A 24,841-nucleotide genomic window follows, 5' to 3' on the forward strand; every position below is an offset into this window, starting at 1 on the left:
CATGACCCAACCTTCTTCCTCCTCCGAGCTCGTCGAACTTTCCGCCGTCGAGCTGCGTCGGCTGATCGGCACGCGCGCCCTTTCGCCGGTCGAACTGCTCGAAGCCTGCATCGCGCGCATCGAGCAGCTCAACCCCTTCGTCAACGCCGTGACCGCCACCTGCTACGAGCGCGCCCGCGCCGAGGCCCGCGCCGCGGAGCGGGCCGTGAAGAACGGCGAGCCGCTGGGCCTGCTGCACGGCCTGCCGCTGGGCGTGAAGGACCTCGAGCCGACGGCGGGCCTGCTGTCCACCATGGGTACGCCCGCCTTGCGCAACCATGTGCCGTCGAACGACATCGAGCTGGTGCGTCGCCTGCGTGCCGCCGGCGCGATCGTGGTGGGCAAGACCAACGTGCCCGAGATGGGCGCCGGCGCCAACAGCCGCAATCCGGTCTGGGGGGCCACGGGCAATCCCTTCGACCCCAACCTCAACGCCGGCGGTTCGTCGGGCGGTTCTGCCGCGGCCCTGGCGCTGGACATGCTGCCGGTGTGCACCGGCTCCGACACCGGCGGGTCACTGCGCATCCCGGCTGCCAAGTGCGGCGTGGTGGGCCTGCGGCCGTCGCCGGGCATCGTGCCCAGCGTGCGCAAGAGCCTGGGCTGGTCGCCGATCTCGGTGGTCGGTCCGATGGGGCGCGATGTGGCCGACGCCTGCCTCCAGCTCGCGGCCACGGCAGGCCCGCATCCAGGCGATCCCTTGAGCTATCCGCTGGATGCGGCGGCCTTCGCGCGGCCCGCGCCGCTGGACCTGTCGCGCCTGCGCGTGGCCTGGACCACGGACTTCGGCCTGTGCGATGTCGACCCGTCGATCCGCCGGACGATGCACGACCGCATGGCCGCCATGCGCGGGCTCTTTGCGAGTTGCGACGAGGTGCGCTTCGACCTGGGCGAGGTGCACCGTTGCTTCGACGTGCTGCGCGCGGAGGCCTTCGTCGCCGGCATGCGCGAAGCCTACGAACGCGCCCCCGAGAGCCTGGGCCCGAACCCGCGCAGCAACTACGAGATGGGCGCGCACATGAGCCTGCCCGACGCGGCCTGGGCGCAGACGGAACAGACGCGCATCCTCCAGCGCTTTCAGAAAGTGTTCGAGAACTACGACCTTGTGCTCTCGCCCACGACACCGGTCTCGCCCTTTGCCTGGACGCAGTCGCATGCGCTGCAGATCGACGGCCGCCCGCAGGAGAACTACTACCGCTGGCTCGCACTGACCTACGTCGTGACGCTGACCACCCACCCTGCGATCAGCCTGCCGTGCGGCACCGACGAGCACGGCATGCCCTTCGGCCTGCAGGTGGTGGGGCGCTTTCGCGGCGACCTCGCGCTGCTGTCGGCCGCGCAGGCGATGGAGCAGGCCTTCGCTCCCGACCCGCGGCTGCGCCGGCCACGGCCCGATCTCGCACGCCTTCGCAAGGCCGAGCCGGCCCTCGACTCGATCGTGACCGCGCCTCCCGACGACCGGCACGCCAGCGTGCCCACCGACGGCGCCCCGGCACCGGTGGTCTGAGGTCCGCGCCGCGTCAGGCGCTTCGCTTCAGCAAGGTGGCCAGCAGGGCCAGGGCCCCGGCCAGCTCGTCGAAGCCGGGGCCGCCCAGGCAGATTCGCAGGCCGCTCGCCTTGTCCTTCGGGTTCGCCATCAGGGTCTGCGGCGGGGTGAGCTTCACGCCGGCTTGCGCCGCCGCGGCCACGACACCTTCGGCGGCATCGCGTCGCATCGGCAGCCAGACGTTGTAGGCATCGGGATGCCAGACCAGCTCGCTGGCAGCGAGCAGCGAGACGGCCAGCCTGGAACGCCGCCGGGCCTCGTGGCGCAGATCGCGCTGGACCGAGGCGACCACGCCGGTGGCCAGCCATTCGTCGACCACCGCGCAGGAGAACGCCGACGGCGCCATGGGCACATCCTGCAGCAGCGCCTGCGCCGGGCCGCACAGGTCGGGCGGCAGTGCCAGCACGCCGACCTGCAATCCCGGGCCGAGCGACTTGGAGAGCCCGTTCACATGCAACGCGATGTCGGGCGCCAAGGTGGCCAACTGGGGCAAGCCGTCGGAGGCCGCCGCATACACGCCGTCTTCGATGATCCAGGCGCCCGCGCGGCGGCACACCGCCACGATGGCCCGCCGTCGCTTCGCGCTCATCGTGGCCGTCGTCGGGTTGTGCAGCGTCGGGGTGAGATAGACCGCCGTGCCACCGGCGGGCGCCGCGCCGTCGAGCGCCTGTGCGAGCGCCTGCGGCACCATCCCTTCCGCGTCCATCTCGACCCCTTGGACCCGATACCCCTTGCGCCGGGCCAGCGCGAGGGCGCCGGGATAGGTAATCCGTTCGGTGAGCAGCAATCCTTGCCGCCCGCACACCAGCTCGAAGGCCAGCGACAGCGCCTGGCGTGCGCTGCTGGTCAGCACCAGCTGCGACGGATCGACGGCCAGGCCGATCGTCTCGAGCCAGCGGGCGAGAACGCGGCGATGTTCCAGGTGCCCGCCGGGCGGCGCATACAGGTTGAAGTGATCCGCGTCGATCTTGCGCGCGATGCCCGTCAGCGTGCGCGCCAGCACGCGCGCACCGAGCGCGGCCGGCGGCGCGTTCGACGACAGATCGATCTGCCGGTCGCCGTGCGCCTGGTGGATCGCCACGAAGGTTCCCCGGCCCTTGACGCTGCGCGTCAGGCCCCTGCGCTCCAGGATGGCATAGGCCTTCGTCACGGTGCCCAGGCCGATCTGCAGCGTCTTCGCCAGGTCCCGATGCGCAGGCAGACGATCGCCGCCTGCGAGCCGCCCCTCGACGATGTCGTCGGCCAGGGCCAGCACCACCCGCTCGGTGGCGTTCACACCGTTGCTTGCCAGACGGGGCGTCCAGGAGGATCGAAGGAGCACGTGCGCGGCCTCGCAAATAAAAGTGTCAGGTGACACTTTTTGAATATTCCAATAGTGTAACTTTCACTCCTCGGCCCCCGAAAGGCAGGCCGCCGAAGACACCCTTGGTTTTGGAGCACCCGCATGGCCGTCAGCCAGATCGCACTCGTCTACGGGACGTACCTCATCGCCACCGCCAGTCCGGGGCCGAGCAACATGGCCATCATGGGCACCGCGATGCGCGACGGCCGCCGCCCTGCGCTCGCGCTTGCGGCCGGCGTTGTCACGGGCTCGCTCTTCTGGGCGATCCTGGCGGCGACCGGTGTTTCCGCGGTCCTGACCGCGTATGCGCAGGCCCTTGTCGTGCTCAAGATCGCCGGCGGCCTCTACCTGCTGTACCTGGCTTTTCGCGCGGGCCGGTCCGCCATGCGACCTGGCGCCGACGCGGTGAACGGCAGCGCGGAACGCGGTGCATTGCGCTACCGCACCCTCTACCGCCAGGGCGTGCTCATGCACATCGGCAACCCGAAGGCCATCATGTCGTGGATCGCGATCATCTCGCTCGGCGTGCGCCAGGACACACCCGCCGGCGGGTTGCCGGCGATCGTGGGCGGTTGCGTACTTCTCGGCATCATGGTGTTCGGCGGCTACGCGATCGTCTTTTCCACCGCCTCGATGATTGCGCTGTATGCGAGGCTGCGGCGCTGGATCGAAGGCGTGCTCTCGGCGGTGTTCGCGGCCGCGGGGCTCAAGCTGCTGGTCTCGCAGAACTGAATCCAATGAATCCCTTCGAAAGACCGAACGCATGAGCATCACCGTCCACATGGTCGACGTCTTCGGCGCCGGCCCGCTCTCGGGCAATCCGCTGGCGGTCGTCACCGGCGCCGACGCGCTCGCCACGCACGACATGCAGCAGCTGACGCGCTGGTTCAACCTCTCGGAAACCGCGTTTGTCTTCGCACCCACGCATCCAGAAGCGGACTACCGCGTGAGGATCTTCACCCTCGACCGGGAGATGCCCTTTGCAGGGCACCCCACGCTCGGAAGCTGCCACGCCTGGCTGTCGGGCCAGGGCGCGCCCGGGCAGCACGCCACGGTGATCACGCAGGAGTGCGGCGCGGGGCTGGTCCAGATCCGGCGCGACCAGGGACGGCTCGCGTTCGCCGCGCCGCCGCTGATCCGCTCGGGCGCGCCGACCCCGGACGAACTCGACGATGCACGGCGGCTGCTGGGCATCGAAGCCGACGACATCGAGGACGCGGCCTGGATCGACAACGGTCCCGGCTGGCTGGGGATCCGGCTGGCCTCGGCCGAGAAGGTGCTGTCTCTGGAGCCGGCCCGGCGCTGGCCCACCCGCATCGACGTCGGCGTGGTCGGCCCTCATGCGAAGGGCAGCGATGCGGCCTTCGAGGTGCGCGCCTTCTTCACCGACCATCTGGGCGCCATCGTCGAAGACCCCGTCACGGGAAGCCTCAATGCCTCGCTCGCGCAGTGGCTCTTCGCCACGGGCGTGGCACACGACGACTATGTCGCCGCGCAGGGCACACGCCTGGGCCGGCAGGGTCGCATCCACCTGACCCGCGACGACGCCGGCCAGATCTGGGTCGGCGGCGACACGCGCACGCACGTCAAGGGCGAACTGGACGGCCTTTGATCCGTTCACGCAAGGCCTGCACAGACTTCACTCTGACTTCACCTGCGTTGCGCACACTACGTTTCGACAGCGGTTCGGCGCTGGTAGAGGCAAGGGGAAGAAAAAAGTAGCTCAGGGAAACGCCTCGATGCCGACCGCTGTCACCTTTCATCGCCCATCGAGAAAGGCGCAGGCGCACTCATCGCAAGAAAGGGCCACGGGCCAAGGATTACCATCGGCCGGGCGCACGCCGCGCCTCCCACGCCCATGACCGTCGCCACCGCCCCTGTGCCTCCCGCCATCGCCCAAGAAATGCCCGCACCCGACGGCCCGCTGTCGCGCGCGAGGCCGGGGCGCGAACGCATCATGGCGGCCATCCGCACGGCGGCGGTGACCGAGTTCAGCCTGCACGGCCTGAAGGGCACCTCCACCCAGGCCATCGCCGCGCGCGCCGGCCTCACCAAGCCCCAGCTGCACTACTACATCGCCGGCAAGGAAGAGCTCTACGAAGAGCTGCTGATGCAGGTGCTGCATGCCTGGAAGGTGGTGTTCTCGTTCGAGGACGCCAGCGACCCGGCCACGGTGCTGGGCGACTACATCCGCAAGAAGCTCGACCACGCGTTCGACAACCCGGAGATCTCGCGCATCTTCACGCGCGAGGTGCTCGACGGCGGACGCAACCTCGACCGCTACTGGCCCAACGCGCAGGCGTGGACGCAGAAGAAGGTCGACATCATCAACGGCTGGATCGCGCGCGGGCAGATGCGTCCGCTCGATGCGCGCCTGCTGCTGATGCACATCTGGGCCATGACCCAGAGCTACGCCGACTACGCGATCCAGACGCGCGTGATGCTCGGCCTGCCGCCCGAAGCGCCGATCGACCGCGAACCGATCGCGCGGGAACTGGTGGCGTTCGTCCTGGGCGGCTGCGACATCAAGGCCTGAGTTCCGCGCCGCCCTCGCTCAGCCCACGCGGGCCTCCCAGACCTGGCCCGTCGGGTCGGCCAACGCGAGCCGCATCATCTCGATGAAGCGGCGCAGGCGCGCCGGCTGGAAGCGCGTGTGCGGGTAGGTCAGGTAGACCGGCAGCGGTGCCACATGCCATTGCGGCACGAGCTGCACCAGCCGTCCGGCGGCGATGTCCTCGTTCAGCAGCCAGGCCGAGCCCAGGCAGGCGCCCAGGCCCATGCGCGCCGCGCTTTGCAGCGCATAGAGGCTGTCGGTGCTCATGCGCGGACGGATCGGCACGCGCGCGATCTCGCCGGTCGGCCGGTGCGTGAGCAGCACCTCGTTGCGATAGAAGGTGCGCAGCGCGAGCCACGGCAGCTCGGCCAGTTCTGCCGCGTGCGCAGGCAGTGAGCGCCCTTCCAGCAGCGAAGGCGCGGCGACCACCACGCGCGGAACCTCCGAGACCTTGACCGCCACGGCCATCGCGTCGGTCATCTCGCCGACCTGGATCGCGCAGTCGACGCCTTCGGCGATGAAGTCGGGCCGGCGGTCGTTCAGCAGCCATTCGACGGACACGCGCGGATAGGCGCGCAGGTACTCGGCCAGCGGACCGACCAGCAGCAGCTGGCCCAGCGCATGCGGCGCGACCACGCGTAGCGTGCCCTCGGGCTCGTCGCCCACGCCGCGCAGGTCGGCTTCGAAGGCGTGCCAGTCGGCGATCAGCTCCCGGGCGCGCTCGTAGCAGCGCTCTCCATCCTCCGTGAGCTTCATGGCGTGCGTGGAGCGGCGCAGCAGCCGCACGCCCAGCGAGCGCTCGAGCGCCTGCAGGCGACGGCTCACGGTGGGCTGGGTCGCGCCCATCTGGAGCGCGGCGGCCGACAGGCTGCCGGCCTCGACGATGTGAAGAAAGGTCTGCATCAGCTCGATGCGGTCGACAGCAGGGGACGTGGACATGGCCTCATTTATACGTTTTACGTATGGGCATTGTGCGATCCACGGGACTACCAAGCCAAGCCCCCAACGGGCACATTCCAACCCTTGCTTCGATAATCGAGGGTTAACACTATGTCTTCCATTCAAACCACGCATGCATCGGCCACCGCGCCGGGGCATGGCCTGCCGGCCTCGCTGATCCTGTTGCTGGCCGCCGGCGCGGGCCTGTCGGTGGCCTCGCTCTACTACGCCCAGCCGATGCTCGGGGTGCTGGGCGCCGACATCGGCGCCTCCACCCGTGCGGTGGGCTTCATTCCCACGCTCACGCAACTGGGCTATGCGCTGGGCATCCTGCTGCTGGCGCCGCTGGGCGACCGCTTCGACCGGCGCCGCATCGTGCTGATCAAGGCAGGTGCGCTGTGCGCCGCACTGCTGGTGGCAGGCGCGGCACCGTCGATCGGCGTGCTGCTGGCGGCCAGCCTCGCGATCGGGCTGGCGGCCACGATGGCGCAGGACCTCGTGCCCGCCGCCGCCACGCTGGCGCCCGACGCCACGCGCGGCAAGACGGTCGGCACGGTGATGACGGGGCTGCTGCTGGGCATCCTGCTGTCGCGCGTGGTGAGCGGCTTCGTGGCCGAGCACTTCGGCTGGCGCGCCATGTTCATCGCGGCCGCGGCCAGCATCGCGCTCATCGGCGCCGCGGCCTGGCGCGGGCTGCCGCGCTTTCGGCCGACCACGCACCTGGCCTACGGCGCCCTGCTCGGCTCGCTGGGCACGCTGTGGTCGCGCCACGGCACGCTGCGCCGCGCGGCGCTGGCCCAGGCGCTGCTGGCCGTGGGATTCAGCGCCTTCTGGTCGACGCTGGCCGTGATGCTGCACGGCGCGCCCTTCCACCTGGGCAGCGCGGCGGCAGGCGCCTTCGGCCTGGCCGGCGCGGCGGGCGCGCTGGCCGCACCGCTGGCCGGGCGACTGGCCGACCGGCGCGGGCCGGAGCTGGTGACGCGCCTGGGCGCGGGGCTGGCGCTGGTGTCGTTCGCGGCCATGGGGCTGGCACCGCTGATGACGCCGCATGCGCAGCTGTGGCTGCTGGCACTGGCCGCGATCGGCTTCGACCTGGGCATGCAGGCGGCGCTGATCGCCCACCAGACGATCGTCTACGGCATCGAGCCCGGTGCGCGCAGCCGGCTCAACGCCGTGCTGTTCACCAGCATGTTCATCGGCATGGCGACCGGCTCGGCGCTGGGCGCGCTGGTGCTCGCCGCGTGGGGCTGGGCCGGCGTGACGGCGCTGGCGACCGCCACGGCCGCCGCCGCGCTGGCGGTGCGGCTCTGGCCGCGCCAGGCAACGTAGTCGCATCAGCCGCGGGCTAAAGCCCGCCTCCCCAGTCCGGTGCACCCGGACTGGCACGTCGCTTGCATAACCTGACCAGTTGCTCTGATTGATTGGTCAAATTCATGCATGTCCGCGTTGCCTGCTGTCTGTCGATGGAAACCAGCGCTCCCGTACGCCCGGCGGAGGCGCGTTGCGCATGAACGCGCCCGCGCTGCTGGACAACGCACGGCTGCCGCGCTGGCTGCTGCCCACCGACTGGCCGCAGCGCCACGGGGCGCCGGAACTCGCACGCATCGCCATCGAAGCCGGCCGCGTGCGGTCGGTGCAGCCCGCGAGGGACATCACGCCGGGCGCCGGCTGGGACCTCGCCGGCACGCTCGCCCTCCCCGCCTTCGTCGACGCGCACACGCACCTGGACAAGGCATTCACGCTGGCGCGCATGCAAAAGGTGCAGCCCGGCCTGCTCGGGGCGATCGACGCGATGCTGGCCGACCGCGTGCACTGGACGCCCGCCGACGTGCGCGAGCGCGCATCGCGCGGCCTGCAATGGGCCTGGGCATGCGGCACCGCCCATGTGCGCACGCACGTCGACTGGTGGGAGCCCGACGCGCTGCCCACGGCCTGGCCCGTCATGGCCGAGCTGGCGCAGGAATGGGCCGGCCGGGTGCGGCTGGAGCAGGTCGCCCTCATCAAGCTGCCCCTGTTCGAAGACGCGTCGCAGGCACTGCGCCTGGCGCAGCAGGTGAAGGCCACCGGACCGCACGCGCTGCTCGGCGGCTTCGTGCACTCCACCAATTGAAGCGAGAACGCGCTGCGCAACCTGCTGTTGGCGGCGCAGGCCTGCGAGCTCGACATCGACCTGCACGTGGACGAGGAGCTCGACGCCTCGGCCGTGGGCCTGCAGACCACCGCGCGCCTGCTGCGCGAGATCGGCTACGAAGGCCGCGTGGTCTGCGGCCACCTCTGCGCGCTGGCAGCCCAGCCGGAGGCACAGGCCTTCGCCACGCTGGACGCCGTGGCGCGCGCGCCGATCACCGTGGTGTCGCTGCCCGCCACCAACCTGTTGCTGCAGGACGCCGTCACCGGTCGCACGCCGCGCCAGCGCGGCATCACGCTGGTCAAGGAAGCGCAGGCGCGCGGCATTCCGCTGCTGTTCGCAAGCGACAACGTGCAGGACCCGTTCTGCCGCCTCGGCAGCTTCGACCCCGTCGAGGCGCTGGGCACGGCCGCGCTGGTCGCGCAGCTCGACGAGCCCTTCGACACCTGGTCGCAGGCGCTGTGCCGCAGCGACTGGCTTGGACGCACGCCCGCCACGACGGCGCCCACGCTGGTCGGCGCCAAAGCCGACCTGGTGCTGTTCACGCAGGCCGACCGCCACGGCTGGCCCTCGCGCAGCGCCGCCCGCGTGGTGCTGCGCGACGGCCGCGTGACGCACGGCGACGCATCGCCTTTCTTCCCTGAATAAAGAACACGCAAGGACCCCCATGCTCCACGGCTACATCCCGCCCCACCGCTTCCTGCCCTACCTGAGCTGGACCGAAATCGCCGCGCTGCCCGACCGCGAGAACACCGTCATCGTGCTGCCGTGCGGCGCGATCGAGCAGCACGGCCCGCACCTGCCGTGCTCGGTCGACAGCGTGATCGCCTCGGGCGTGATGGGCAAGGCGCTCGAGAAGCTGCCGGCCGAGGTGCGCGCCTTTGCCCTGCCGCCGATCACCTACGGCAAGTCGGAAGAGCACCTGCACTTTCCCGGCACGGTGACGCTCACGGGCACCACGCTGCTGTCGACCGTGATCGAGATCGGCGAATCGGTGTACCGCTCGGGCTTTCGCAAGCTGCTGTTCGCCAACGGGCACGGCGGCCAGCCGCAGGTGCTGGAGATGGCGGCGCGCGAACTGCGCCTGCGCCATGGCGACTTCGTGATCGTGCCGCACGGCGTGTCGCGCCTGCCCAGCGCGGCGAGCCGGCAGGTGAGCGAGCAGGAGAAGAAGCTCGCGATGCACGCGGGCCATTCCGAGACCGCGCTGATGCTCGCGCTGGCGCCCGACACCGTGCACATGGAACGCGCGGTGGCCAACTTTCCGCCGCCCTTCCCGATCCAGCTGTTGTCGGCCGACGGCCGCCCGGCCTGCGCCTGGACCGCGCGCGACTTCGGCCCCAGCGGCGTGATCGGCGACCCGACCAGCGCCACGCGCGAACAGGGCCTGGAGATCCTGGACACGCTCTCGGACAGCTGGGCCCAGGCGCTGACCGAGCTTCATGCGCTGCGCTGGGTCGTGCGCGAGGAAGCCACCTGGGAGCGCGGCCACCAGCAGGGCTTCATCCAGCAGTCGTTCGTGCCGGCCTGAGGCGCGCGCCTTGCAACGGCTTCGTTCTTCTTTTTCATCCCGCCTTCGAGAGGTCCCCACCATGCGTTCCTTCGCTCTTTCCCTGGCCGGCGCCGCCGCGCTTTCGCTCCTCACGGCCGTCGCACCCGCACAGGCCCAGGACAAGTTCACCTACATGACCAACTGGTACGCGCAGGCCGAGCACGGCGGCTTCTACCAGGCGGTGGCGCTGGGCATCTACAAGAAGCACGGCCTGGACGTGACGATCCGCATGGGCGGCCCGCAGGTCAACATCACGCAGATGATGGCCGCGGGCCAGGCCGACTGCATCATGGGATCAAGCGACATCCAGATGATGCAGGTGCGCGAAGGCGGCGTGCCCGTGGTCAACGTGGCGGCCTTCTTCCAGAAGGACCCGCAGGTGCTGATCGCGCACGACGACGTCAAGAAGTTCGAGGACCTCAAGGGCAAGACGCTCCTGATCGGCGCGCAGGCCAACCGCGGCTACTGGCCGTGGCTCAAGGCCCGCTTCGGCCTGAAGGACGAACAGACGCGTCCCTACACCTTCAACATCCAGCCCTTCGTGGCCGACCCGAACACCGCGCAGCAGGGCTACCTGACCTCCGAGCCCTACGCCATCCAGAAGGCCGGCGTGAAGAGCACGGTGCTGATGTTCAGCGACCACGGCTACCCCTCCTACGCGGTCACCGTGTCGTGCATGGACAAGACGGTGAAGGAGCGCAGCAAGCAGGTCGCGGCCTTCGTGAAGGCCTCGGCCGAAGGCTGGAAGAGCTACCTGGCCGACCCGGCACCGGCCAACGCGCTGATCAAGAAGGACAACCCCAACATGACCGACGACCAGCTGGCCTACAGCGTGGCCAAGCTGAAAGAGATGGGCATGGTCACGGGCGGCGACGCGGCCAAGCTCGGCATCGGCGTGATCACCGATGCGCGCGCCAAAGCGAGCTACGACTTTCTCGTGGCCTCCAAGCTGCTCGATCCGGCCAAGGTCGACTTGGCCAAAACCTACACGACCGAGTTCGTGAAGGACGCCAAGGTCTTGCCCTGAACCTCGCCGCGCCATGAACCGCATCGAACCCCACACCCTCGCGCCGCCGGTGGCGCCCGCCGTGCCCGCCGTCGAAATCCTCTCGGCCGAGAAGACCTACCCCAACGGCACGCAGGCGCTGCTGCCGGTGGACCTGTCGATCGCCGAAGGCGAGTTCGTCACGTTGCTCGGCCCCTCGGGCTGCGGCAAGAGCACGCTGCTGAAGATGGTGGCGGGCATGCTGGAGCCCAGCGATGGGCGCCTGCTGGTGTGGCGCAAGCCCGTGGCGCAGTTGCACGACTGCCCGCACAAGATGTCGTTCGTGTTCCAGTCGCCCACGCTGATGCCTTGGGCCAGCGTGCAGACCAATGTGCGACTGCCGCTGGACCTGGCGGGCGTGCCCCGCAAGGAGGCCGATGCGCGGGTGACGGAATCGCTCGCGCTCGTGGGGCTGGAGAAGTTCGCCGGTGCGCTGCCGCGTGCGCTGTCGGGCGGCATGCAGATGCGCGTGTCGATCGCGCGCGGCCTGGTCACGCAGCCCGACCTGCTGCTGATGGACGAACCCTTCGGCGCGCTCGACGAGATCACGCGCCACAAGCTCGACGCCGACCTGCTCGAGCTGTGGCGCAAGAAGAAGCTCACGGTGATCTTCGTGACGCACTCGATCCACGAGGCGGTGTTCCTGTCGAGCCGCGTGGTGATGATGGCCGCGCGGCCGGGTCGCGTGGTCGAGCAGTTCCAGATCGACGAGCCCTATCCGCGCCAGGCCGACTTCATGGTCACGCCCGCGTTCGCGCGCCACGCGAAGCAATTGCAGGACAGCCTGCTGCGCGCCAGCACCGCCGAAGAGGAGGCCGCGCCATGAAGACAGCGACAAAGCCCGCGACGCCCCTGTTGAGTCAGCCGCGCGTGCAGCGCGTGCTCTACCCGGTGCTCATCGGCGTGGTGCTGGTCGCGCTGTGGCAGTGGATGGTGGTGGCCATGGAGCTGCCGCCCTACCTCGTGCCCTCGCCCTGGCTGATGGTGCAGACGCTGGTGACCGACTGGGCGCCGCTGGGCAGCGCGCTCCTGGTCACGCTGAAGATCACGGTGCTGTCCTTCGCGCTGGCCACGGTGGCGGGCGTGCTGATCTCGTTCCTGTTCGTACAGAGCAAGCGCATCGAGACCGCGCTCTTTCCGTACGCGGTGCTGCTGCAGGTCACGCCCATCGTGGCCGTGGCGCCGCTGATCATCATCTGGGTGAAGAACCCGGTGGCGGCCATGACGGTGTGCGCGGCGCTGGTGGCGCTGTTTCCCATCATCAGCAACACCACGCTGGGCCTGCGCAGCATCGACCCCGACCTGCAGAGCTACTTCAAGCTGAACCGCGCCACGCGCTGGCAGCAGCTGGTGCGCCTGCGCATCCCGAGCGCGCTGCCGTACTTCTTCGGCGGGCTGCGCATCTCCAGCGGCCTGGCGCTGATCGGCGCGGTGGTGGCGGAGTTCGTGGCCGGCACGGGCGGCTCGGGCGCGGGACTGGCCTACCAGATCCTGCAGGCGGGCTTCCAGCTGAACATTCCGCGCATGTTCGCGGCCCTGTTGCTCATCTCCCTCACCGGTGTCGCGCTCTTCGTTCTGATGGCCTGGCTCACCAAGGTGGCGCTGGGCTCGTGGCACGCGAGCGAACTTTCCCAGGATTGAAATCGACCATGAACGCTCCCGCTTCCGCCATCGAACAACTGCTGCTCGAACTCCCCGACCTCGACTGGATCACCGACGAAGGCCGCGTCACGCGCCTCTCGCAGGACTTCTCCTGGTTCAGCCCGGTGCTCACCCGCCAGCTGAAGGACAAGCGCGCCGACGTGGTGGTGCGCCCGCGCACCGAAGAAGACATCCGCGCGGTGGTGGGCGCCTGCGCGCGCCGCGGCGTGCCCATCACCATTCGCGGCAGCGGCACCGGCAACTACGGCCAGACCACGCCGCTCGCCGGCGGCGTGGTGCTCGACATGACGGGCTACAACGCCTGCCTGTGGGTGCAGCCCGGCGTGGCGCGCGCGCAGGCCGGCATCCGCCTGGGCGAACTCGAGAAGCAGACGAAACCCACCGGCCAGGAGATGCGCTGCGTGCCCTCGACCTACCGCAGCGCGACGTTGGGCGGCCTGTTCGGTGGCGGCTTCGGCGGCGTGGGCTCGATCAACTACGGGCCGCTGGGCGCCCCCGGCAATGTGCTGGGCATCCGCGCGATGACCATCGAGGCCGAGCCGCAGGTGGTCGAGCTGCGCGGCGCCGAAGCGATGCGCATGCACCACCTGTGGGGCACCAACGGCCTCGTGCTGGAGCTGGAGATCGCGCTGGCGCCGGCGCATCCGTGGCTCGAGACGCTGGTGACCTTCGACGACTTCGAGAACGCGCTGAACTTCGCGGACAAGCTCGCACATGCGCCGGGCATCGTGAAGCGCGGCGTCACCTTCTTTGCCGCCCCCATCGCCGACCACCTCGCGCAGCTGGCGGCGCACCTGCCGAAGGGCTGCCACACCGTGCTGTCGCTGGTGGCCGAGCAGAGCGAGCCGGCCATGATGCTGCTGGTGCAAGCGCACGGCGGCACCGTGAGCTACCGCAAGACGGCCGCCGAAGTACAGAAGAGCAACCGCACGCTGATGGAGTTCACCTGGAACCACACGACGCTGCACGCGCTGAAGATCGACCCGACGCTGACCTACCTGCAAAGCGGGTTCATTCCCGGCCGGCATGTCGAGCAGGTCATCGAGATGGAAAAACTGCTGGGCGGCGAGGTCATGATGCACGTCGAGTTCCTGCGCAACGCGGCAGGGCTCCTGACCTGCAGCGGGCTGCAGCTGGTGCGCTTCAGCACCGAGGATCGCCTGAACGAGATCATCGACATCCACCGCGCGCGCCAGGTGCACATCAACAACCCGCACGTGAACATCGTGGAAGACGGCAAGGCCGGCGGTCCGCTGCCGCCGGAAGTCATCGAGGTGAAGAAGCGCTTCGATCCGATGGGCTTGCTGAACCCGGGCAAGCTGCGCGACTGGCCGGTGAAGGCGACGATCGCGAACTGAAGACGACCTCAGCGAGCGTCCGTCAGCCCTTGCGCGCCGCGCTGCTTCGTTGCGCCGGCGCCAGTGCCTTGAGCGCCTGCACGAACTCCTCGAGAAGTGGGGATCGGTAGGTATTCGGACGTGAAAAAAGCGAGATGCGCCTCGGAATCGACAGCGCGTCGACGGGAATCACCTTGACGCCACGCGCCTGAGGCAGTGCGAGCACGGAGACCGGGACGATGCCCATCAGATCGGTCGCTGCAAGCACCGGCAGCGACCAGGACGCATTGAAGTGCACCTCGATCGCGCCTTGCGGCGGCGTCGCGCCGGCGGAACGAAATACCTCGTCCAGCTTCGCGCGTGCAGCCGAATGAACGGACGGCAGCACCCAGGAGAATTTCGACAGATCGCCCATCGCGAGACGGCGACGCGCGAAGACCGGATGCCCCACGCGCGCCACGGCGACGAGCGCATCGGTCAGCAGATCCTCATGCACCAGGCCGTGCGGCATGGATTCATAGGTCGGAATCACGGCGACATCGAGCAGGCCCTGGCGCGTCCAGTCGATCAACTCGTCCGAGGACGCCACTTCCAGGCGCACATGCATGCCCGGGCGACGGGGCTGCAGGGCCGCAAGCGCCGGTGAGAGCACGGCATCCAGAACCGCCAGCGTCGCGCCCACGCGGATGAGCCCGGCACGTCCTGCACGGACGTCGCCCGCATGACGAAGCGCCTCGTCGTGCTCGGACTTCATGCGTTGCGCACGTTCGCGGAACGCGACGCCGAAGGGCGTGAGCGTCATGCCATGGCCCGAGCGCTCGAAGAGACCGAGCCCCATCTCGTCCTCCAGCCGGCGGATCGCCTTGGAAAGCGCCGCGGCCGTCACCGTCAGGCTGGTTGCCGCACGGGCCAGCTGCCCATGGCGCGCCACTTCCAGGAAGTAGTCGAGGTCACGTGCCGAGAAGGACATGAATAAAAGTTAACGAAGTTTTCCCAATTGGAAACACCCGAATCCTAGCCGTTCCTAGACTGCAGTCGCAATGAGTCCCTCCATGAACCCACCCAACATCGTTCTCATCCTTGCCGACAACCTCGGCTGGGGCGAGCTCGGCTGCTACGGCGGCGGGGCGCTGCGGGGCGCGCCCACGCCACGCATCGACGCACTTGCCAGCCAAGGCCTTCTGCTGCAGAACTTCAATGTCGAGAGCGATTGCGTGCCGACGCGCTCCGCGCTGATGAGCGGGCGGCATCCGATCCGCACGGGCTGCCTGCAGTCGGTGCCGCCCGGCCTGCCTCAGGGCCTGGCACGCCGCGAGATCACGCTGGCGCAGTTGCTCTCGGCACAGGGTTATGCGACTGCGCACTACGGCAAATGGCACCTGGGCGATGTTCAAGGCCGCTTCCCGAGCGACCGGGGATTCGACGAGTGGTACGGCATCCCGCGCACCACGGACGAGAGCCAGTTCACGGCCAGTGTCGGCTACGACCCGAGCGTGGCGGACATCCCGTACATCATGCAGGGCCGTGCCGGTGTGCCTTCGCAGAACGTCGAGGAATACAACCTGGATTCGCGCCGGCGCATCGACGAGACGCTGACGAACCGGTCTCTGGAATTCATCCAGCGCAACCACGCGGCACAGAAGCCGTTCTTCCTTTATCTGCCGCTCACGCACCTGCATTTCCCCACCCTGCCTCACCGCGATTTCGCGGGCCGCACCGGCCATGGCGATTTCGCCGACTCCATGGTCGAGATGGACCACCGCGTAGGCCAGGTCATCGACGAGATCGAGCGCCTCGGTATTTCGCAAGACACTCTCTTCATCTTCGCGAGCGACAACGGCCCCGAGTTCCGCGCTCCGTACCGCGGCACGGCCGGCCCCTGGCGCGGCACCTATCACACGGCCATGGAAGGCAGCCTGCGCGTGCCGTGCATCGTGCGCTGGCCAGGCAAGATCGCCGCGGGCCGGGTGAGCAATGAGATCGTGCACGTCACCGACCTCTTCTCCACGCTGGCACGCGCGGGCGGCGCCCGCATTCCCGAGGACAGGCCGATCGATGGCATCGATCAGATGCCCTTCTTCCTCGGCGAACAGAAGTCCTTGCGCGAGGGCTTTCTCTTCCATATCAAGAACGAACTGCGCGCGGTGAAGTGGCGCGACTGGAAGCTGCACTTCTACTGGGAGCCCGAGGTGAACGAAGGCAAGGGCAAGCTCGAGTCGCCCTATCTCTTCAACATCACGCGCGACCCCAAGGAGGAGTCGGATGTGCTCGTCTACAACACGTGGGTCCTGGGGCCGATCCAGCGGATGGTCCGCGCCTTCCATCAGAGTGCGACAGCACATCCTCACACGGCGCCGGGAGCGCCCGACTGAGGCCGCGGACTCCCGACGCGCTCGCGCATCTCCCCACCGTCCCAGAAGGCTCACCCCATGTCCAAGCATCCAGGCGGCCGCCGAGGCCTCTTTCTGATCTTCTGCGCACTCACGGCGCTGGCGTCTTCTGCGACGCTCGCGCAAGAGAAGTACCCCTCTCGAGCGATCACCTGGGTCGTCGGCTACCCACCCGGGGGAAGCGTCGATGTCGTCACGCGCCTTGTCGCTCGCAAGCTGGAAGCGACGCTCGGCCAGCCCATCGTGGTCGACAACAAGCCCGGTGCCACGGGCTCGCTCGCGCTGCGGTATGTGGCGACCCAGCCGGCCGATGGCTACACCCTGGTGACGGTTCCGGGCCCCGTGCTCACGAGCATCCCGATGCCGCAGATCGGCAAGGAGATGAGCGCCATCGCCATGCTCGCCAAAGGCTCCACCGTCCTCGTAGGACCGGCACGGCCCGATGCGCCCAAGGACCTCAAGGCCCTGCTCGCAGACGCATCCGCCCACCCGGACAAGTACAGCTACGGCTCCTCCGGCAACGGCACCGGCCAGCACCTGACCGGCGAACTCATGCAGGCATTGACGGGCGTGACGATGACGCATGTGCCCTACAAGGGCGGCAACCAGGCGGTGACCGACGTGATCGGTGGACAGATCCCCCTGGCCGTACTGGGCATCACGCCCGTGCTCCCGCACATCAAGTCCGGCAAGCTCAAGGCGTACGGGGTTTCCACGGCGACCCGCTCCGCCTCCTTGCCCGAAGTGCCGACACTCAGGGAAGCCGGCATCGCCAACTTCGAGGCCAGCCAGTGGTTCGTCCTCGCTGCGCGCACGGGCCTCCCGGCAGACCGAAGCGATCGCCTCAACGAGGCGGTGGCACAGGCCTTGAAGGACCCGGAGGTCATGAAAGGCTTCGAGAACGTCGGCATGTTTCCTGAAGCCCACAGCGCGAAGCAGACCGCCGACTACATCCACACCGACATGCGGCGCTGGGCAGACCTTGTGAAGAAGAACAAGATCGCGATCGACTAGCTAGCGTGTGGAGTGAACCCCATCGACGGGATCGCGGGGGTCGTCCAAACGAAGCCGTCTGGCCAATGAAAAAGGGCGTTCACTGAACTTCAGTGAACGCCCTAGGTCGTTGTGTGGTGGAGCTGGGGGGATTTGAACCCCCGTCCGCAAGCCTTCATCGCGCAGTTCTACATGTGTAGTGATCTGATTTAAGTCTCGCTTCCGGAGTCGCGCAGTCACACGCTAAACCGGACGCCAGCACCCTATTTTCTCGCCCCGACCCAAGGTACCCAGATCGGAGCCAGCCCATGTAATTATCCTTGCAGCCGGGAGGTCAGGATTGCTCCAGACCCCCTTGCCCAGCCCATCGGCCAACTGTTGCAAGGCTCACTGGCAATTAAGCAGCGAGTGCGAAACGTTCGTCGTTTGCAGTTAGTTTGTTTGAATCTGTTTTACGAGCGCATTCAGCTCGACATGCCCCGCTGCGACTCCGAACCCACGTCGAAACCAGTGCAGCCCCAAGCGACTCATTTTAGGCGCTATTGAGTAACTTCAAGAGCTCCAGGGGCGAAGAGATTGAGGCATCGGCTTTCCACAGCGCCGCATCGGCTTGCGAACCCATGTAGCCGTAGGTGGCCGCCACGGTTCCCATGCCTGCGGCGCGGCCCGCGATGATGTCGCGCTCGTCGTCTCCCACGTAGATGCAGGCCTCGGACGCCACGCCCAGGCGGCGCGCTGCCTCGTGCAGCGGCTCGGGGTGCGGCTTGGAGAACGGCGTGGTGTCGCCGCTCACGATGGCGCCCGCGCTTGCGAAGAGCGGCATCGCGCCGGTCAGCGGGTCGGTGAAGCGGGCCGACTTGTTGGTGACCACGCCCCAGCGCAGGCCGCGCTCGCGGATCGCCTCGATCAGCGGCGCCACGCCGTCGAACACGAGGGTGTTGAGCAGCATGCGACGCTCGTAGGCGACGTAGAACTCTTCGCGCAGCGCATCGAACTCGGGCGCATCGGGCGTGATGCCAAACGCGATGCCGAGCATGCCGCGCGCGCCAGCGCCGGCCATCGGGCGGTAGCGCTCCAGGGGGTAGGGCTCCAGGCCGCGGTCAGTGCGCATCTTGTCGGCGGCTGCGCCGAGGTCGGGCGCGCTGTCGATCAGCGTGCCGTCGAGGTCGAACAGGATGGCCTGTGTCTTTTCTCCCGCCATCATCCTTGCGCCTCCGGCAGCGCCGGCTTCTGGGTCGCGAAGAGGTAGTTGACGCTGGTGTCGGCGCTGAGCCAGTAGCGCCGGGTCAGCGGGTTGTGTTCCATGCCCCGGGTGTGACGCAGGTCCAGGCGGGCGGCGCGGCAGTAGCCGGCCAGCTCGCTGGGACGGATCAGCTTGGGGTACTCGTGCGTGCCGCGCGGCAGCATGCCCAGGACGTACTCGGCGCCCACGATCGCCAGCATGAAGGACTTCAGGTTGCGATTGATGGTCGAGAAGAACACCCAGCCGCCCGGCTTCACCAGCGTGGCGCAGGCCTGGATCACAGACGCCGGATCGGGCACGTGCTCCAGCATTTCCATGCAGGTGACGACATCGAAGCTGCCGGGCTGCTCGGCCGCCAGCGCCTCGGCGCTGACTTCGCGGTACTTCACGCCACGCGTCCCGGCTTCAAGCGCATGCAGTTGCGCGACCTTGAGGGCCTTGCTCGCGAGGTCGATGCCCAGCACGTCGGCACCCTTGCGCGCCATCGAATCGGCCAGGATGCCGCCGCCACAGCCGATATCGACCACACGTTGGCCCGAAATAGGCGCAATACCGTCAATCCAATCGAGTCGCAATGGATTGATTTCGTGCAACGGGCGGAATTCGCTCTCCAAATCCCACCACCGGTGGGCAAGCTCCGAAAACTTGGCCAGTTCGGCCGGGTCTGCATTCACGTTTTCTGTCATATGGCAATTATGAAGCGAGCAAAGCCCGACTCGAAAGCAATGGGCTTGCGTCAGGCCCGACTGCGAATTCGACAGGCATAAAAAAACCCCGCCGAGGCGGGGTTTTTATCGGTCGATGGAATCGATCGATCAGTTGGCGCGGGTGCCAACCACTTCGATTTCCACGCGACGGTTCTTGGCGCGGCCTTCCTTGGTGCGGTTGTCAGCCACAGGCTGCTTCTCGCCCTTGCCTTCGGTGTAGACGCGGTTGCGTTCGATGCCCTTCGAGACCAGGAAGGCCTTGACGGCTTCGGCGCGACGCACCGACAGACGCTGATTGTAGGCGTCGGTACCGATGGAGTCGGTGTGACCCACAGCGATGATGACTTCGAGGTTCACGCCACGGATCTTCTCGACCAGGTCGGTCAGCTTGGCGCGACCTTCAGGCTTCAGAACCGACTTGTCGAAGTCGAAGAAGGCGTCAGCAGCGAAGGTGACCTTCGAAGCAGCGACTTGAGCCGGGGGAGCCACGGGAGCCACGCCAGGAGCGGTGGGCACAGCAGCCGGAGCAGCCGGAACCAGAGCGCCGTCGCAACCGGCGGCAGCCGTTGCGGGCGTCCAGTTGGCATCGCGCCAGCACAGTTCGTTCGTGCCGTTCTTCCAGACCAGTTCGCCGGTGCCGTTTTGCCAGTTGTCGATCGTAGGACCGCCGTTCGCAGCGGTGACACGGGTCTGCGCGCCGGCGGCAGTGGCGAGCGCAGCGACTGCAAACATCATCGCCACTTTATTCAGTTTCTTCATGGTTCTCCTCTTGGGGAAAAAGCCGCAGCCGCGCTGCGAATCAAGGACGCTTTAAGTGACCACCACCCAAAACGTTGAGACGATTGTGCCATAGGGTCTTTGGCAAACAGGCCGCTGGACGCCCCTGAAGCGTAGGACGGAGGCGGAATAGAGCCCTTGTGTTGCGGCGGTGCGACACCCCTCACAGCGTAAAATTTCGCCTTCCTGCCGCCAGCCTCTTGCTCATGACCTCCTTCGCCAAAGAAACCCTGCCCATCAGTCTCGAAGAGGAAATGCGCAGCAGCTACCTCGATTACGCCATGAGCGTGATCGTCGGCCGGGCGCTTCCCGACGCCCGCGATGGCCTCAAGCCGGTGCACCGGCGCGTGCTGTACGCGATGCACGAGCTCAACAACGACTGGAACCGGCCCTACAAGAAGTCGGCCCGTATCGTCGGTGACGTGATCGGTAAGTACCACCCGCACGGCGACCAGTCGGTCTACGACACCATCGTCCGGCTGGCCCAGGACTTCTCGATGCGCCACATGCTGGTCGACGGCCAGGGCAACTTCGGGTCGGTCGACGGCGACAACGCCGCCGCAATGCGTTATACGGAAATCCGGCTGGCCAAAATTGCGCATGAAATGCTGGCCGATATCGACAAGGAAACTGTCGACTTTCAGGACAATTACGACGGCTCCGAAAAAGAACCGAAAGTTTTGCCCAGCCAGCTGCCGAATTTGCTGGTCAATGGCTCCGGCGGTATTGCGGTCGGCATGGCCACCAATATCCCGCCGCACAACCTGAATGAAGTGGTGGATGCCTGCCTGTATCTGCTGCGCAATCCGCAGGCGAGCATCGACGAACTGATGGAAATCGTGCCGGCGCCCGACTTCCCCACCGCCGGCATCATCTACGGCATCAACGGCGTGAAGGACGGCTACCGCACAGGCCGCGGCAAGGTCGTGATGCGCGCCAAGTGCCACTTCGAGGACATCGACCGCGGCCAGCGCCAGGCGATCATCGTCGACGAGCTCCCCTACCAGGTCAACAAGAAGACGCTGCAGGAGCGCATGGCCGAGCTGGTGCACGAGAAGAAGATCGAAGGCATCAGCCACATCCAGGACGAGTCCGACAAGTCGGGCATGCGCCTCGTGATCGAACTCAAGCGCGGCGAAGTGCCCGAGGTGGTGCTCAACAACCTCTACAAGCAGACCCAGCTGCAGGACACCTTCGGCATCAACATGGTGGCGCTGGTCGACGGCCAGCCCAAGCTGTGCAACCTGAAGGACCTGATCGAGGTCTTCCTGCAGCACCGCCGCGAAGTGGTCACGCGCCGCACCGTCTTCACGCTGCGCAAGGCCCGCGAACGCGGCCACGTGCTCGAAGGCCTGGCGGTGGCGCTGGCCAACATCGACGAGTTCATCCGCATCATCCGCGAGTCGCCCACCCCGCCGGTCGCCAAGGCCGAGCTCATGACCCGCAGCTGGGACAGCAAGCTGGTGCGCGAAATGCTCACGCGTTCGCGCGCCGACGGCGGCGTGATCAACGCCGACGACTACCGCCCCGAAGGCCTCGAGCGTGAATACGGCATGGGCGGCGACGGCCTGTACCGCCTGTCGGAAACGCAAGCGCAGGAAATCCTGCAGATGCGTCTGCAGCGCCTGACCGGCCTCGAGCAGGACAAGATCGTCGCCGAGTACAAGGACGTCATGGCCGAGATCGACGACCTGCTCGACATCCTGGCCAAGCCCGAGCGCGTCTCGATCATCATTGGCGACGAACTCGGCGAGATCAAGCAGGAGTTCGGCCAGTCGAAGATCGGCGCCCGCCGCAGTCTGGTCGAGCACAGCGCCTACGACCTCTCGACCGAAGACCTGATCACGCCGACCGACATGGTCGTCACGCTCTCGCACAGCGGCTACATCAAGAGCCAGCCGCTGGGCGAGTACCGCGCGCAAAAGCGCGGCGGGCGCGGCAAGCAGGCCACGTCCACCAAGGACGACGACTGGATCGACCAGCTCTTCATCGCCAACACGCACGACTACATCCTGTGCTTCTCCAACCGCGGCCGGCTGTACTGGCTCAAGGTGTGGGAAGTGCCGGCAGGTTCGCGCGGCTCGCGCGGACGCCCCATCGTCAACATGTTCCCGCTGCAGGAAGGCGAGAAGATCAACGTCGCCCTCGCCCTCACCGGCGAGAAGCGCAACTTCCCGGCCGACCAGTACGTGTTCATGGCAACCTCGATGGGCACGGTCAAGAAGACGGCGCTCGACGAATTCAGCAACCCGCGCAAGGGCGGCATCATTGCCGTGAACCTCGATGAAGGCGACTACCTCATCGGCGCGGCGCTCACCGACGGCAAGCACGACGTGATGCTCTTCAGCGACAACGGCAAGGCCGTGCGCTTCGACGAGGAAGACGTCCGCCCGCTGGGCCGCAACGCCCGCGGCGTGCGCGGCATGTCGCTGGAGCCGGGCCAGGGCGTGATCGCCATGCTGGTGGCCGAGGACGAGCAGCAGAGCGTGCTCACCGCCACCGAAAATGGTTACGGAAAACGCACAAGCATTACCGAATACACGCGTCATGGCCGCGGAACCAAAGGCATGATCGCGATTCAACAGAGTGAGCGCAACGGCAAGGTCGTTGCCGCCACGCTCGTTCATGCGGACGATGAGATCATGCTCATCACCGACAAGGGTGTGCTCGTGCGCACCCGTGTGGCCGAGATTCGCGAACTGGGTCGGGCGACGCAAGGCGTCACGCTGATCGGGCTCGACGAAGGCGCCAAACTCAGCGGGCTTCAACGCATCGTCGAAAACGACGCGAACGGCGAAGGTGAGCCGGACGCAGACGACACTTCCACATCTTCAACGGAGAATCCTCAGTGAAAAAACAACTCAAGCTCGCACTCCTGACCGCTGCCCTCGCCGGCTCGTCCATGGCCGCCATGGCCCAGGACAAGGCCACGCTGATCAAGCAGTTCATCGAGATCCAGCGCCCCGGCATCGAGTCGCTGGCACGCGGCCTGATCGAGCAGTCGAGCGCCCCCATCGCGCAAGCCGGTTCGCAGTACCTGCAGACCCAGGTGCCCGAAGCCAAGCGCGAATCCGCCGCCAAGGCCGCCGACGCCGAGCTGAAGAAGTACTTCGACGACGCCTACCCGCTGGTGCGAGACAAGGCCGTGCAGATCGCCCCTGGCGCCCTCACGCCCATCCTCGAGCAGAACTTCAGCGAAGACGAACTCAAGCAGCTGCTGGCCTGGATCAACTCGCCCCTGAGCAAGAAGTACCAGGAACTGAACCCGAAGATGCAGACCGCTCTGACGGAAAAGCTGGTGACCGAAACCCGCGCCACCATCGAACCCAAGATGCGCGCACTCGACACCAACGTCGCCAAGGCCCTCGGTGCTCCGACCGACGGCGCAGCAGCTCCCGCCAAGGCGCCCGCCGCCAAGGCTCCCGCCAAGAAGTAAAGCAACGTGACCCAGCAGCAGACGCCGGCCGGCAAGCGCCCCTACAACTTTTCGGCCGGTCCGGCTGCCATGCCGGAGGCGGTGCTGCAACGCGCCGCTTCCGAGATGCTCGATTGGCAGGGCAGCGGCATGAGCGTGATGGAGATGAGCCATCGCGGCAAGGAATTCGGTGCCATCTGCACCCAGGCCGAAGCCGACATCCGCACGCTGCTGGCCATCCCCTCGCACTTTCACATCCTGTTCATGCAGGGTGGCGGCCTCGGCGAGAACGCCATCGTGCCGCTGAACCTGTCGCGCGGTGGCGTTGCCGACTTCGTCGTCACCGGCAGCTGGAGCGCCAAGTCGCACAAGGAAGCGCAGCGCTACTGCACCGCCCGCGTGGCGGCCAGCAACGCCGACAACCAGCACACGCAGCTGCCCGATCCCGCCAGCTGGCAGCTGTCCGCCGATGCCTCGTACGTGCACGTGTGCAGCAACGAGACCATCAACGGCATCGAATTCCAGCAACTCCCCGACCTGGCCGCGCTCGGCAGCAAGGCGCCACTGGTCATCGATTTTTCTTCCCACGTGGCTTCGCGCAGCGTCGACTGGAGCCGCGTCGGCCTGGCCTTCGGCGGCGCCCAGAAGAACCTCGGCCCCGCCGGCCTGACCATCGTGGTCGTGCGCGACGACCTGCTGGGCCATGCGCTCGAGATCTGCCCGAGCGCGTTCAACTACAAGACCGTGGCCGACAACCACTCCATGTACAACACCCCGCCGACCTGGGGCATCTACATGGCAGGGCTCACGTTCCAGTGGCTGCTGCAGCAGACCGAGGGCGCGCTCACCGGCGTTGCCGCCATGGAGCAACGCAATGTCGAGAAGGCGAAGCTGCTGTACGACTTCATCGACGGTTCCGACTTCTACGCCAACCGCATCGACGCCAACTGCCGTTCGCGCATGAATGTGCCGTTCTTCCTGGCCGACGAGGGGCGCAACGAGGCCTTCCTGGCCGGCGCACGCGAAGCCGGGCTGCTGCAGCTCAAGGGCCACAAGTCGGTCGGTGGCATGCGCGCAAGCATCTACAACGCCATGCCGCTGGCAGGGGTGCAAGCCTTGGTGGCCTACATGAGAGAATTCGAGCGATCGCATGCGTAGGCGCATGCCCTGTTGCT

21 protein-coding genes, 1 other RNA gene and 1 pseudogene are annotated in these 24,841 nt (G+C 67.4%); 16 read left to right on the plus strand and 7 right to left on the minus strand.

Annotated features, from left to right (window positions below):
- The first annotated feature begins 1 nt into the window (after position 1).
- Entirely contained in the window at positions 2-1,543 is a 1,542-nt protein-coding gene (locus tag AC07XP_RS05590) for an amidase (protein ID WP_495264055.1), read from the plus strand.
- Between the two features lie 13 nt (positions 1,544-1,556).
- Here AC07XP_RS05590 and AC07XP_RS05595 read toward each other — a convergent pair whose 3' ends face one another.
- Positions 1,557-2,903, minus strand: a complete 1,347-nt coding sequence (locus AC07XP_RS05595; RefSeq protein WP_495264056.1) for an aminotransferase-like domain-containing protein — start codon at positions 2,901-2,903, stop codon at positions 1,557-1,559.
- Between the two features lie 123 nt (positions 2,904-3,026).
- Here AC07XP_RS05595 and AC07XP_RS05600 point away from each other — a divergent pair, with 123 nt between their 5' ends.
- The 3 genes from AC07XP_RS05600 to AC07XP_RS05610 all read left to right on the plus strand — a co-directional run bounded on the left by AC07XP_RS05600 (position 3,027) and on the right by AC07XP_RS05610 (position 5,460).
- Positions 3,027-3,656 (plus strand): LysE family translocator, encoded by a 630-nt coding sequence (locus AC07XP_RS05600; RefSeq protein WP_495264057.1) that lies wholly within the window; start codon positions 3,027-3,029, stop codon positions 3,654-3,656.
- Between the two features lie 31 nt (positions 3,657-3,687).
- Complete coding sequence (locus AC07XP_RS05605; RefSeq protein WP_495264058.1) at positions 3,688-4,536, plus strand: PhzF family phenazine biosynthesis protein; 849 nt, start codon at positions 3,688-3,690, stop codon at positions 4,534-4,536.
- A 291-nt stretch (positions 4,537-4,827) separates the two neighbouring features.
- Positions 4,828-5,460 (plus strand): TetR family transcriptional regulator C-terminal domain-containing protein, encoded by a 633-nt coding sequence (locus AC07XP_RS05610; RefSeq protein ID WP_495264079.1) that lies wholly within the window; start codon positions 4,828-4,830, stop codon positions 5,458-5,460.
- An 18-nt stretch (positions 5,461-5,478) separates the two neighbouring features.
- Here AC07XP_RS05610 and AC07XP_RS05615 read toward each other — a convergent pair whose 3' ends face one another.
- Positions 5,479-6,417 (minus strand): LysR family transcriptional regulator, encoded by a 939-nt coding sequence (locus AC07XP_RS05615; RefSeq protein WP_495264059.1) that lies wholly within the window; start codon positions 6,415-6,417, stop codon positions 5,479-5,481.
- Between the two features lie 111 nt (positions 6,418-6,528).
- Here AC07XP_RS05615 and AC07XP_RS05620 point away from each other — a divergent pair, with 111 nt between their 5' ends.
- The 7 genes and pseudogenes from AC07XP_RS05620 (at position 6,529) to AC07XP_RS05650 (ending at position 14,162) form a co-directional block, all read left to right on the plus strand.
- The gene (locus tag AC07XP_RS05620; RefSeq protein WP_495264060.1) at positions 6,529-7,746 is read left to right on the plus strand and encodes an MFS transporter; all 1,218 of its coding nucleotides are present in this window, start codon (positions 6,529-6,531) and stop codon (positions 7,744-7,746) included.
- 178 nt (positions 7,747-7,924) lie between these two features.
- Positions 7,925-9,193: pseudogene (locus AC07XP_RS05625) on the plus strand (amidohydrolase family protein).
- A gap of 19 nt (positions 9,194-9,212) precedes the next feature.
- On the plus strand, positions 9,213-10,076 hold the full coding sequence (locus AC07XP_RS05630; protein ID WP_070059842.1) for a creatininase family protein: 864 nt from the start codon (positions 9,213-9,215) through the stop codon (positions 10,074-10,076).
- A gap of 61 nt (positions 10,077-10,137) precedes the next feature.
- Complete coding sequence (locus AC07XP_RS05635; RefSeq protein ID WP_495264061.1) at positions 10,138-11,124, plus strand: ABC transporter substrate-binding protein; 987 nt, start codon at positions 10,138-10,140, stop codon at positions 11,122-11,124.
- A gap of 13 nt (positions 11,125-11,137) precedes the next feature.
- Positions 11,138-11,968, plus strand: a complete 831-nt coding sequence (locus AC07XP_RS05640; protein ID WP_495264062.1) for an ABC transporter ATP-binding protein — start codon at positions 11,138-11,140, stop codon at positions 11,966-11,968.
- Positions 11,965-12,783 carry an ABC transporter permease gene (locus AC07XP_RS05645; RefSeq protein WP_492738485.1) on the plus strand — a complete coding sequence of 273 codons (819 nt, stop codon included), beginning with the start codon at positions 11,965-11,967 and terminating at the stop codon, positions 12,781-12,783. Before AC07XP_RS05640 ends, AC07XP_RS05645 begins: the two co-directional genes overlap by 4 nt.
- A gap of 8 nt (positions 12,784-12,791) precedes the next feature.
- Positions 12,792-14,162 (plus strand): FAD-binding oxidoreductase, encoded by a 1,371-nt coding sequence (locus AC07XP_RS05650; protein WP_495264063.1) that lies wholly within the window; start codon positions 12,792-12,794, stop codon positions 14,160-14,162.
- Positions 14,163-14,184: 22 nt separating this feature from the next.
- Here the strand turns inward: AC07XP_RS05650 and AC07XP_RS05655 are convergent, their stop codons facing one another.
- On the minus strand, positions 14,185-15,111 hold the full coding sequence (locus AC07XP_RS05655; protein WP_492738489.1) for a LysR family transcriptional regulator: 927 nt from the start codon (positions 15,109-15,111) through the stop codon (positions 14,185-14,187).
- An 82-nt stretch (positions 15,112-15,193) separates the two neighbouring features.
- On the opposite strand from AC07XP_RS05655, the gene AC07XP_RS05660 reads away from it, so the two are divergent.
- Positions 15,194-16,513 carry an arylsulfatase gene (locus AC07XP_RS05660; protein ID WP_495264064.1) on the plus strand — a complete coding sequence of 440 codons (1,320 nt, stop codon included), beginning with the start codon at positions 15,194-15,196 and terminating at the stop codon, positions 16,511-16,513.
- A 57-nt stretch (positions 16,514-16,570) separates the two neighbouring features.
- Entirely contained in the window at positions 16,571-17,545 is a 975-nt protein-coding gene (locus AC07XP_RS05665) for a Bug family tripartite tricarboxylate transporter substrate binding protein (RefSeq protein WP_495264065.1), read from the plus strand.
- Positions 17,546-17,659: 114 nt separating this feature from the next.
- Here AC07XP_RS05665 and ssrA read toward each other — a convergent pair.
- The 4 genes from ssrA to ompA form a co-directional block, all read right to left on the minus strand.
- Positions 17,660-18,044: a transfer-messenger RNA gene (ssrA, locus tag AC07XP_RS05670) on the minus strand.
- Between the two features lie 12 nt (positions 18,045-18,056).
- Complete coding sequence (locus tag AC07XP_RS05675; RefSeq protein ID WP_495264080.1) at positions 18,057-18,725, minus strand: HAD family hydrolase; 669 nt, start codon at positions 18,723-18,725, stop codon at positions 18,057-18,059.
- Positions 18,725-19,453, minus strand: coding sequence for a bifunctional 2-polyprenyl-6-hydroxyphenol methylase/3-demethylubiquinol 3-O-methyltransferase UbiG (gene ubiG, locus AC07XP_RS05680; RefSeq protein WP_495264066.1), 729 nt, complete (start codon positions 19,451-19,453; stop codon positions 18,725-18,727). Before ubiG ends, AC07XP_RS05675 begins: the two co-directional genes overlap by 1 nt.
- A gap of 129 nt (positions 19,454-19,582) precedes the next feature.
- The gene (gene ompA / locus AC07XP_RS05685) at positions 19,583-20,233 is read right to left on the minus strand and encodes an outer membrane protein OmpA (RefSeq protein ID WP_070064005.1); all 651 of its coding nucleotides are present in this window, start codon (positions 20,231-20,233) and stop codon (positions 19,583-19,585) included.
- Between the two features lie 224 nt (positions 20,234-20,457).
- Between ompA and gyrA the strand changes: the two genes are divergently transcribed.
- The 3 genes from gyrA to serC are packed head-to-tail and all read left to right on the plus strand — an operon-like array spanning position 20,458 to position 24,824.
- Positions 20,458-23,103, plus strand: coding sequence for a DNA gyrase subunit A (gene gyrA / locus AC07XP_RS05690; protein ID WP_062468652.1), 2,646 nt, complete (start codon positions 20,458-20,460; stop codon positions 23,101-23,103).
- The gene (locus AC07XP_RS05695; protein ID WP_235926701.1) at positions 23,100-23,687 is read left to right on the plus strand and encodes a DUF2059 domain-containing protein; all 588 of its coding nucleotides are present in this window, start codon (positions 23,100-23,102) and stop codon (positions 23,685-23,687) included. The genes gyrA and AC07XP_RS05695 overlap by 4 nt, the downstream gene beginning before the upstream one ends.
- Positions 23,688-23,693: 6 nt before the next feature.
- On the plus strand, positions 23,694-24,824 hold the full coding sequence (serC, locus tag AC07XP_RS05700) for a 3-phosphoserine/phosphohydroxythreonine transaminase (RefSeq protein ID WP_495264067.1): 1,131 nt from the start codon (positions 23,694-23,696) through the stop codon (positions 24,822-24,824).
- Positions 24,825-24,841: the final 17 nt, after the last annotated feature.

This window comes from Variovorax sp. GW531-E2 (assembly GCF_059423125.1).

What these genes read in the sequence shown, in the direction of transcription:
- ubiG (WP_495264066.1), bottom strand. Translation starts at nt 19,453, where the DNA reads ATGACAGAAAACGTGAATGCAGACCCGGCCGAACTGGCCAAGTTTTCG.
- AC07XP_RS05650 (WP_495264063.1), top strand. Translation starts at nt 12,792, where the DNA reads ATGAACGCTCCCGCTTCCGCCATCGAACAACTGCTGCTCGAACTCCCC.
- AC07XP_RS05675 (WP_495264080.1), bottom strand. Translation starts at nt 18,725, where the DNA reads ATGGCGGGAGAAAAGACACAGGCCATCCTGTTCGACCTCGACGGCACG.
- AC07XP_RS05610 (WP_495264079.1), top strand. Translation starts at nt 4,828, where the DNA reads ATGCCCGCACCCGACGGCCCGCTGTCGCGCGCGAGGCCGGGGCGCGAA.
- AC07XP_RS05660 (WP_495264064.1), top strand. Translation starts at nt 15,194, where the DNA reads ATGAACCCACCCAACATCGTTCTCATCCTTGCCGACAACCTCGGCTGG.
- AC07XP_RS05615 (WP_495264059.1), bottom strand. Translation starts at nt 6,417, where the DNA reads ATGTCCACGTCCCCTGCTGTCGACCGCATCGAGCTGATGCAGACCTTT.
- AC07XP_RS05590 (WP_495264055.1), top strand. Translation starts at nt 2, where the DNA reads ATGACCCAACCTTCTTCCTCCTCCGAGCTCGTCGAACTTTCCGCCGTC.
- AC07XP_RS05645 (WP_492738485.1), top strand. Translation starts at nt 11,965, where the DNA reads ATGAAGACAGCGACAAAGCCCGCGACGCCCCTGTTGAGTCAGCCGCGC.
- gyrA (WP_062468652.1), top strand. Translation starts at nt 20,458, where the DNA reads ATGACCTCCTTCGCCAAAGAAACCCTGCCCATCAGTCTCGAAGAGGAA.
- AC07XP_RS05605 (WP_495264058.1), top strand. Translation starts at nt 3,688, where the DNA reads ATGAGCATCACCGTCCACATGGTCGACGTCTTCGGCGCCGGCCCGCTC.
- AC07XP_RS05655 (WP_492738489.1), bottom strand. Translation starts at nt 15,111, where the DNA reads ATGTCCTTCTCGGCACGTGACCTCGACTACTTCCTGGAAGTGGCGCGC.
- AC07XP_RS05600 (WP_495264057.1), top strand. Translation starts at nt 3,027, where the DNA reads ATGGCCGTCAGCCAGATCGCACTCGTCTACGGGACGTACCTCATCGCC.
- AC07XP_RS05630 (WP_070059842.1), top strand. Translation starts at nt 9,213, where the DNA reads ATGCTCCACGGCTACATCCCGCCCCACCGCTTCCTGCCCTACCTGAGC.
- AC07XP_RS05665 (WP_495264065.1), top strand. Translation starts at nt 16,571, where the DNA reads ATGTCCAAGCATCCAGGCGGCCGCCGAGGCCTCTTTCTGATCTTCTGC.
- AC07XP_RS05620 (WP_495264060.1), top strand. Translation starts at nt 6,529, where the DNA reads ATGTCTTCCATTCAAACCACGCATGCATCGGCCACCGCGCCGGGGCAT.
- AC07XP_RS05635 (WP_495264061.1), top strand. Translation starts at nt 10,138, where the DNA reads ATGCGTTCCTTCGCTCTTTCCCTGGCCGGCGCCGCCGCGCTTTCGCTC.
- AC07XP_RS05640 (WP_495264062.1), top strand. Translation starts at nt 11,138, where the DNA reads ATGAACCGCATCGAACCCCACACCCTCGCGCCGCCGGTGGCGCCCGCC.
- ompA (WP_070064005.1), bottom strand. Translation starts at nt 20,233, where the DNA reads ATGAAGAAACTGAATAAAGTGGCGATGATGTTTGCAGTCGCTGCGCTC.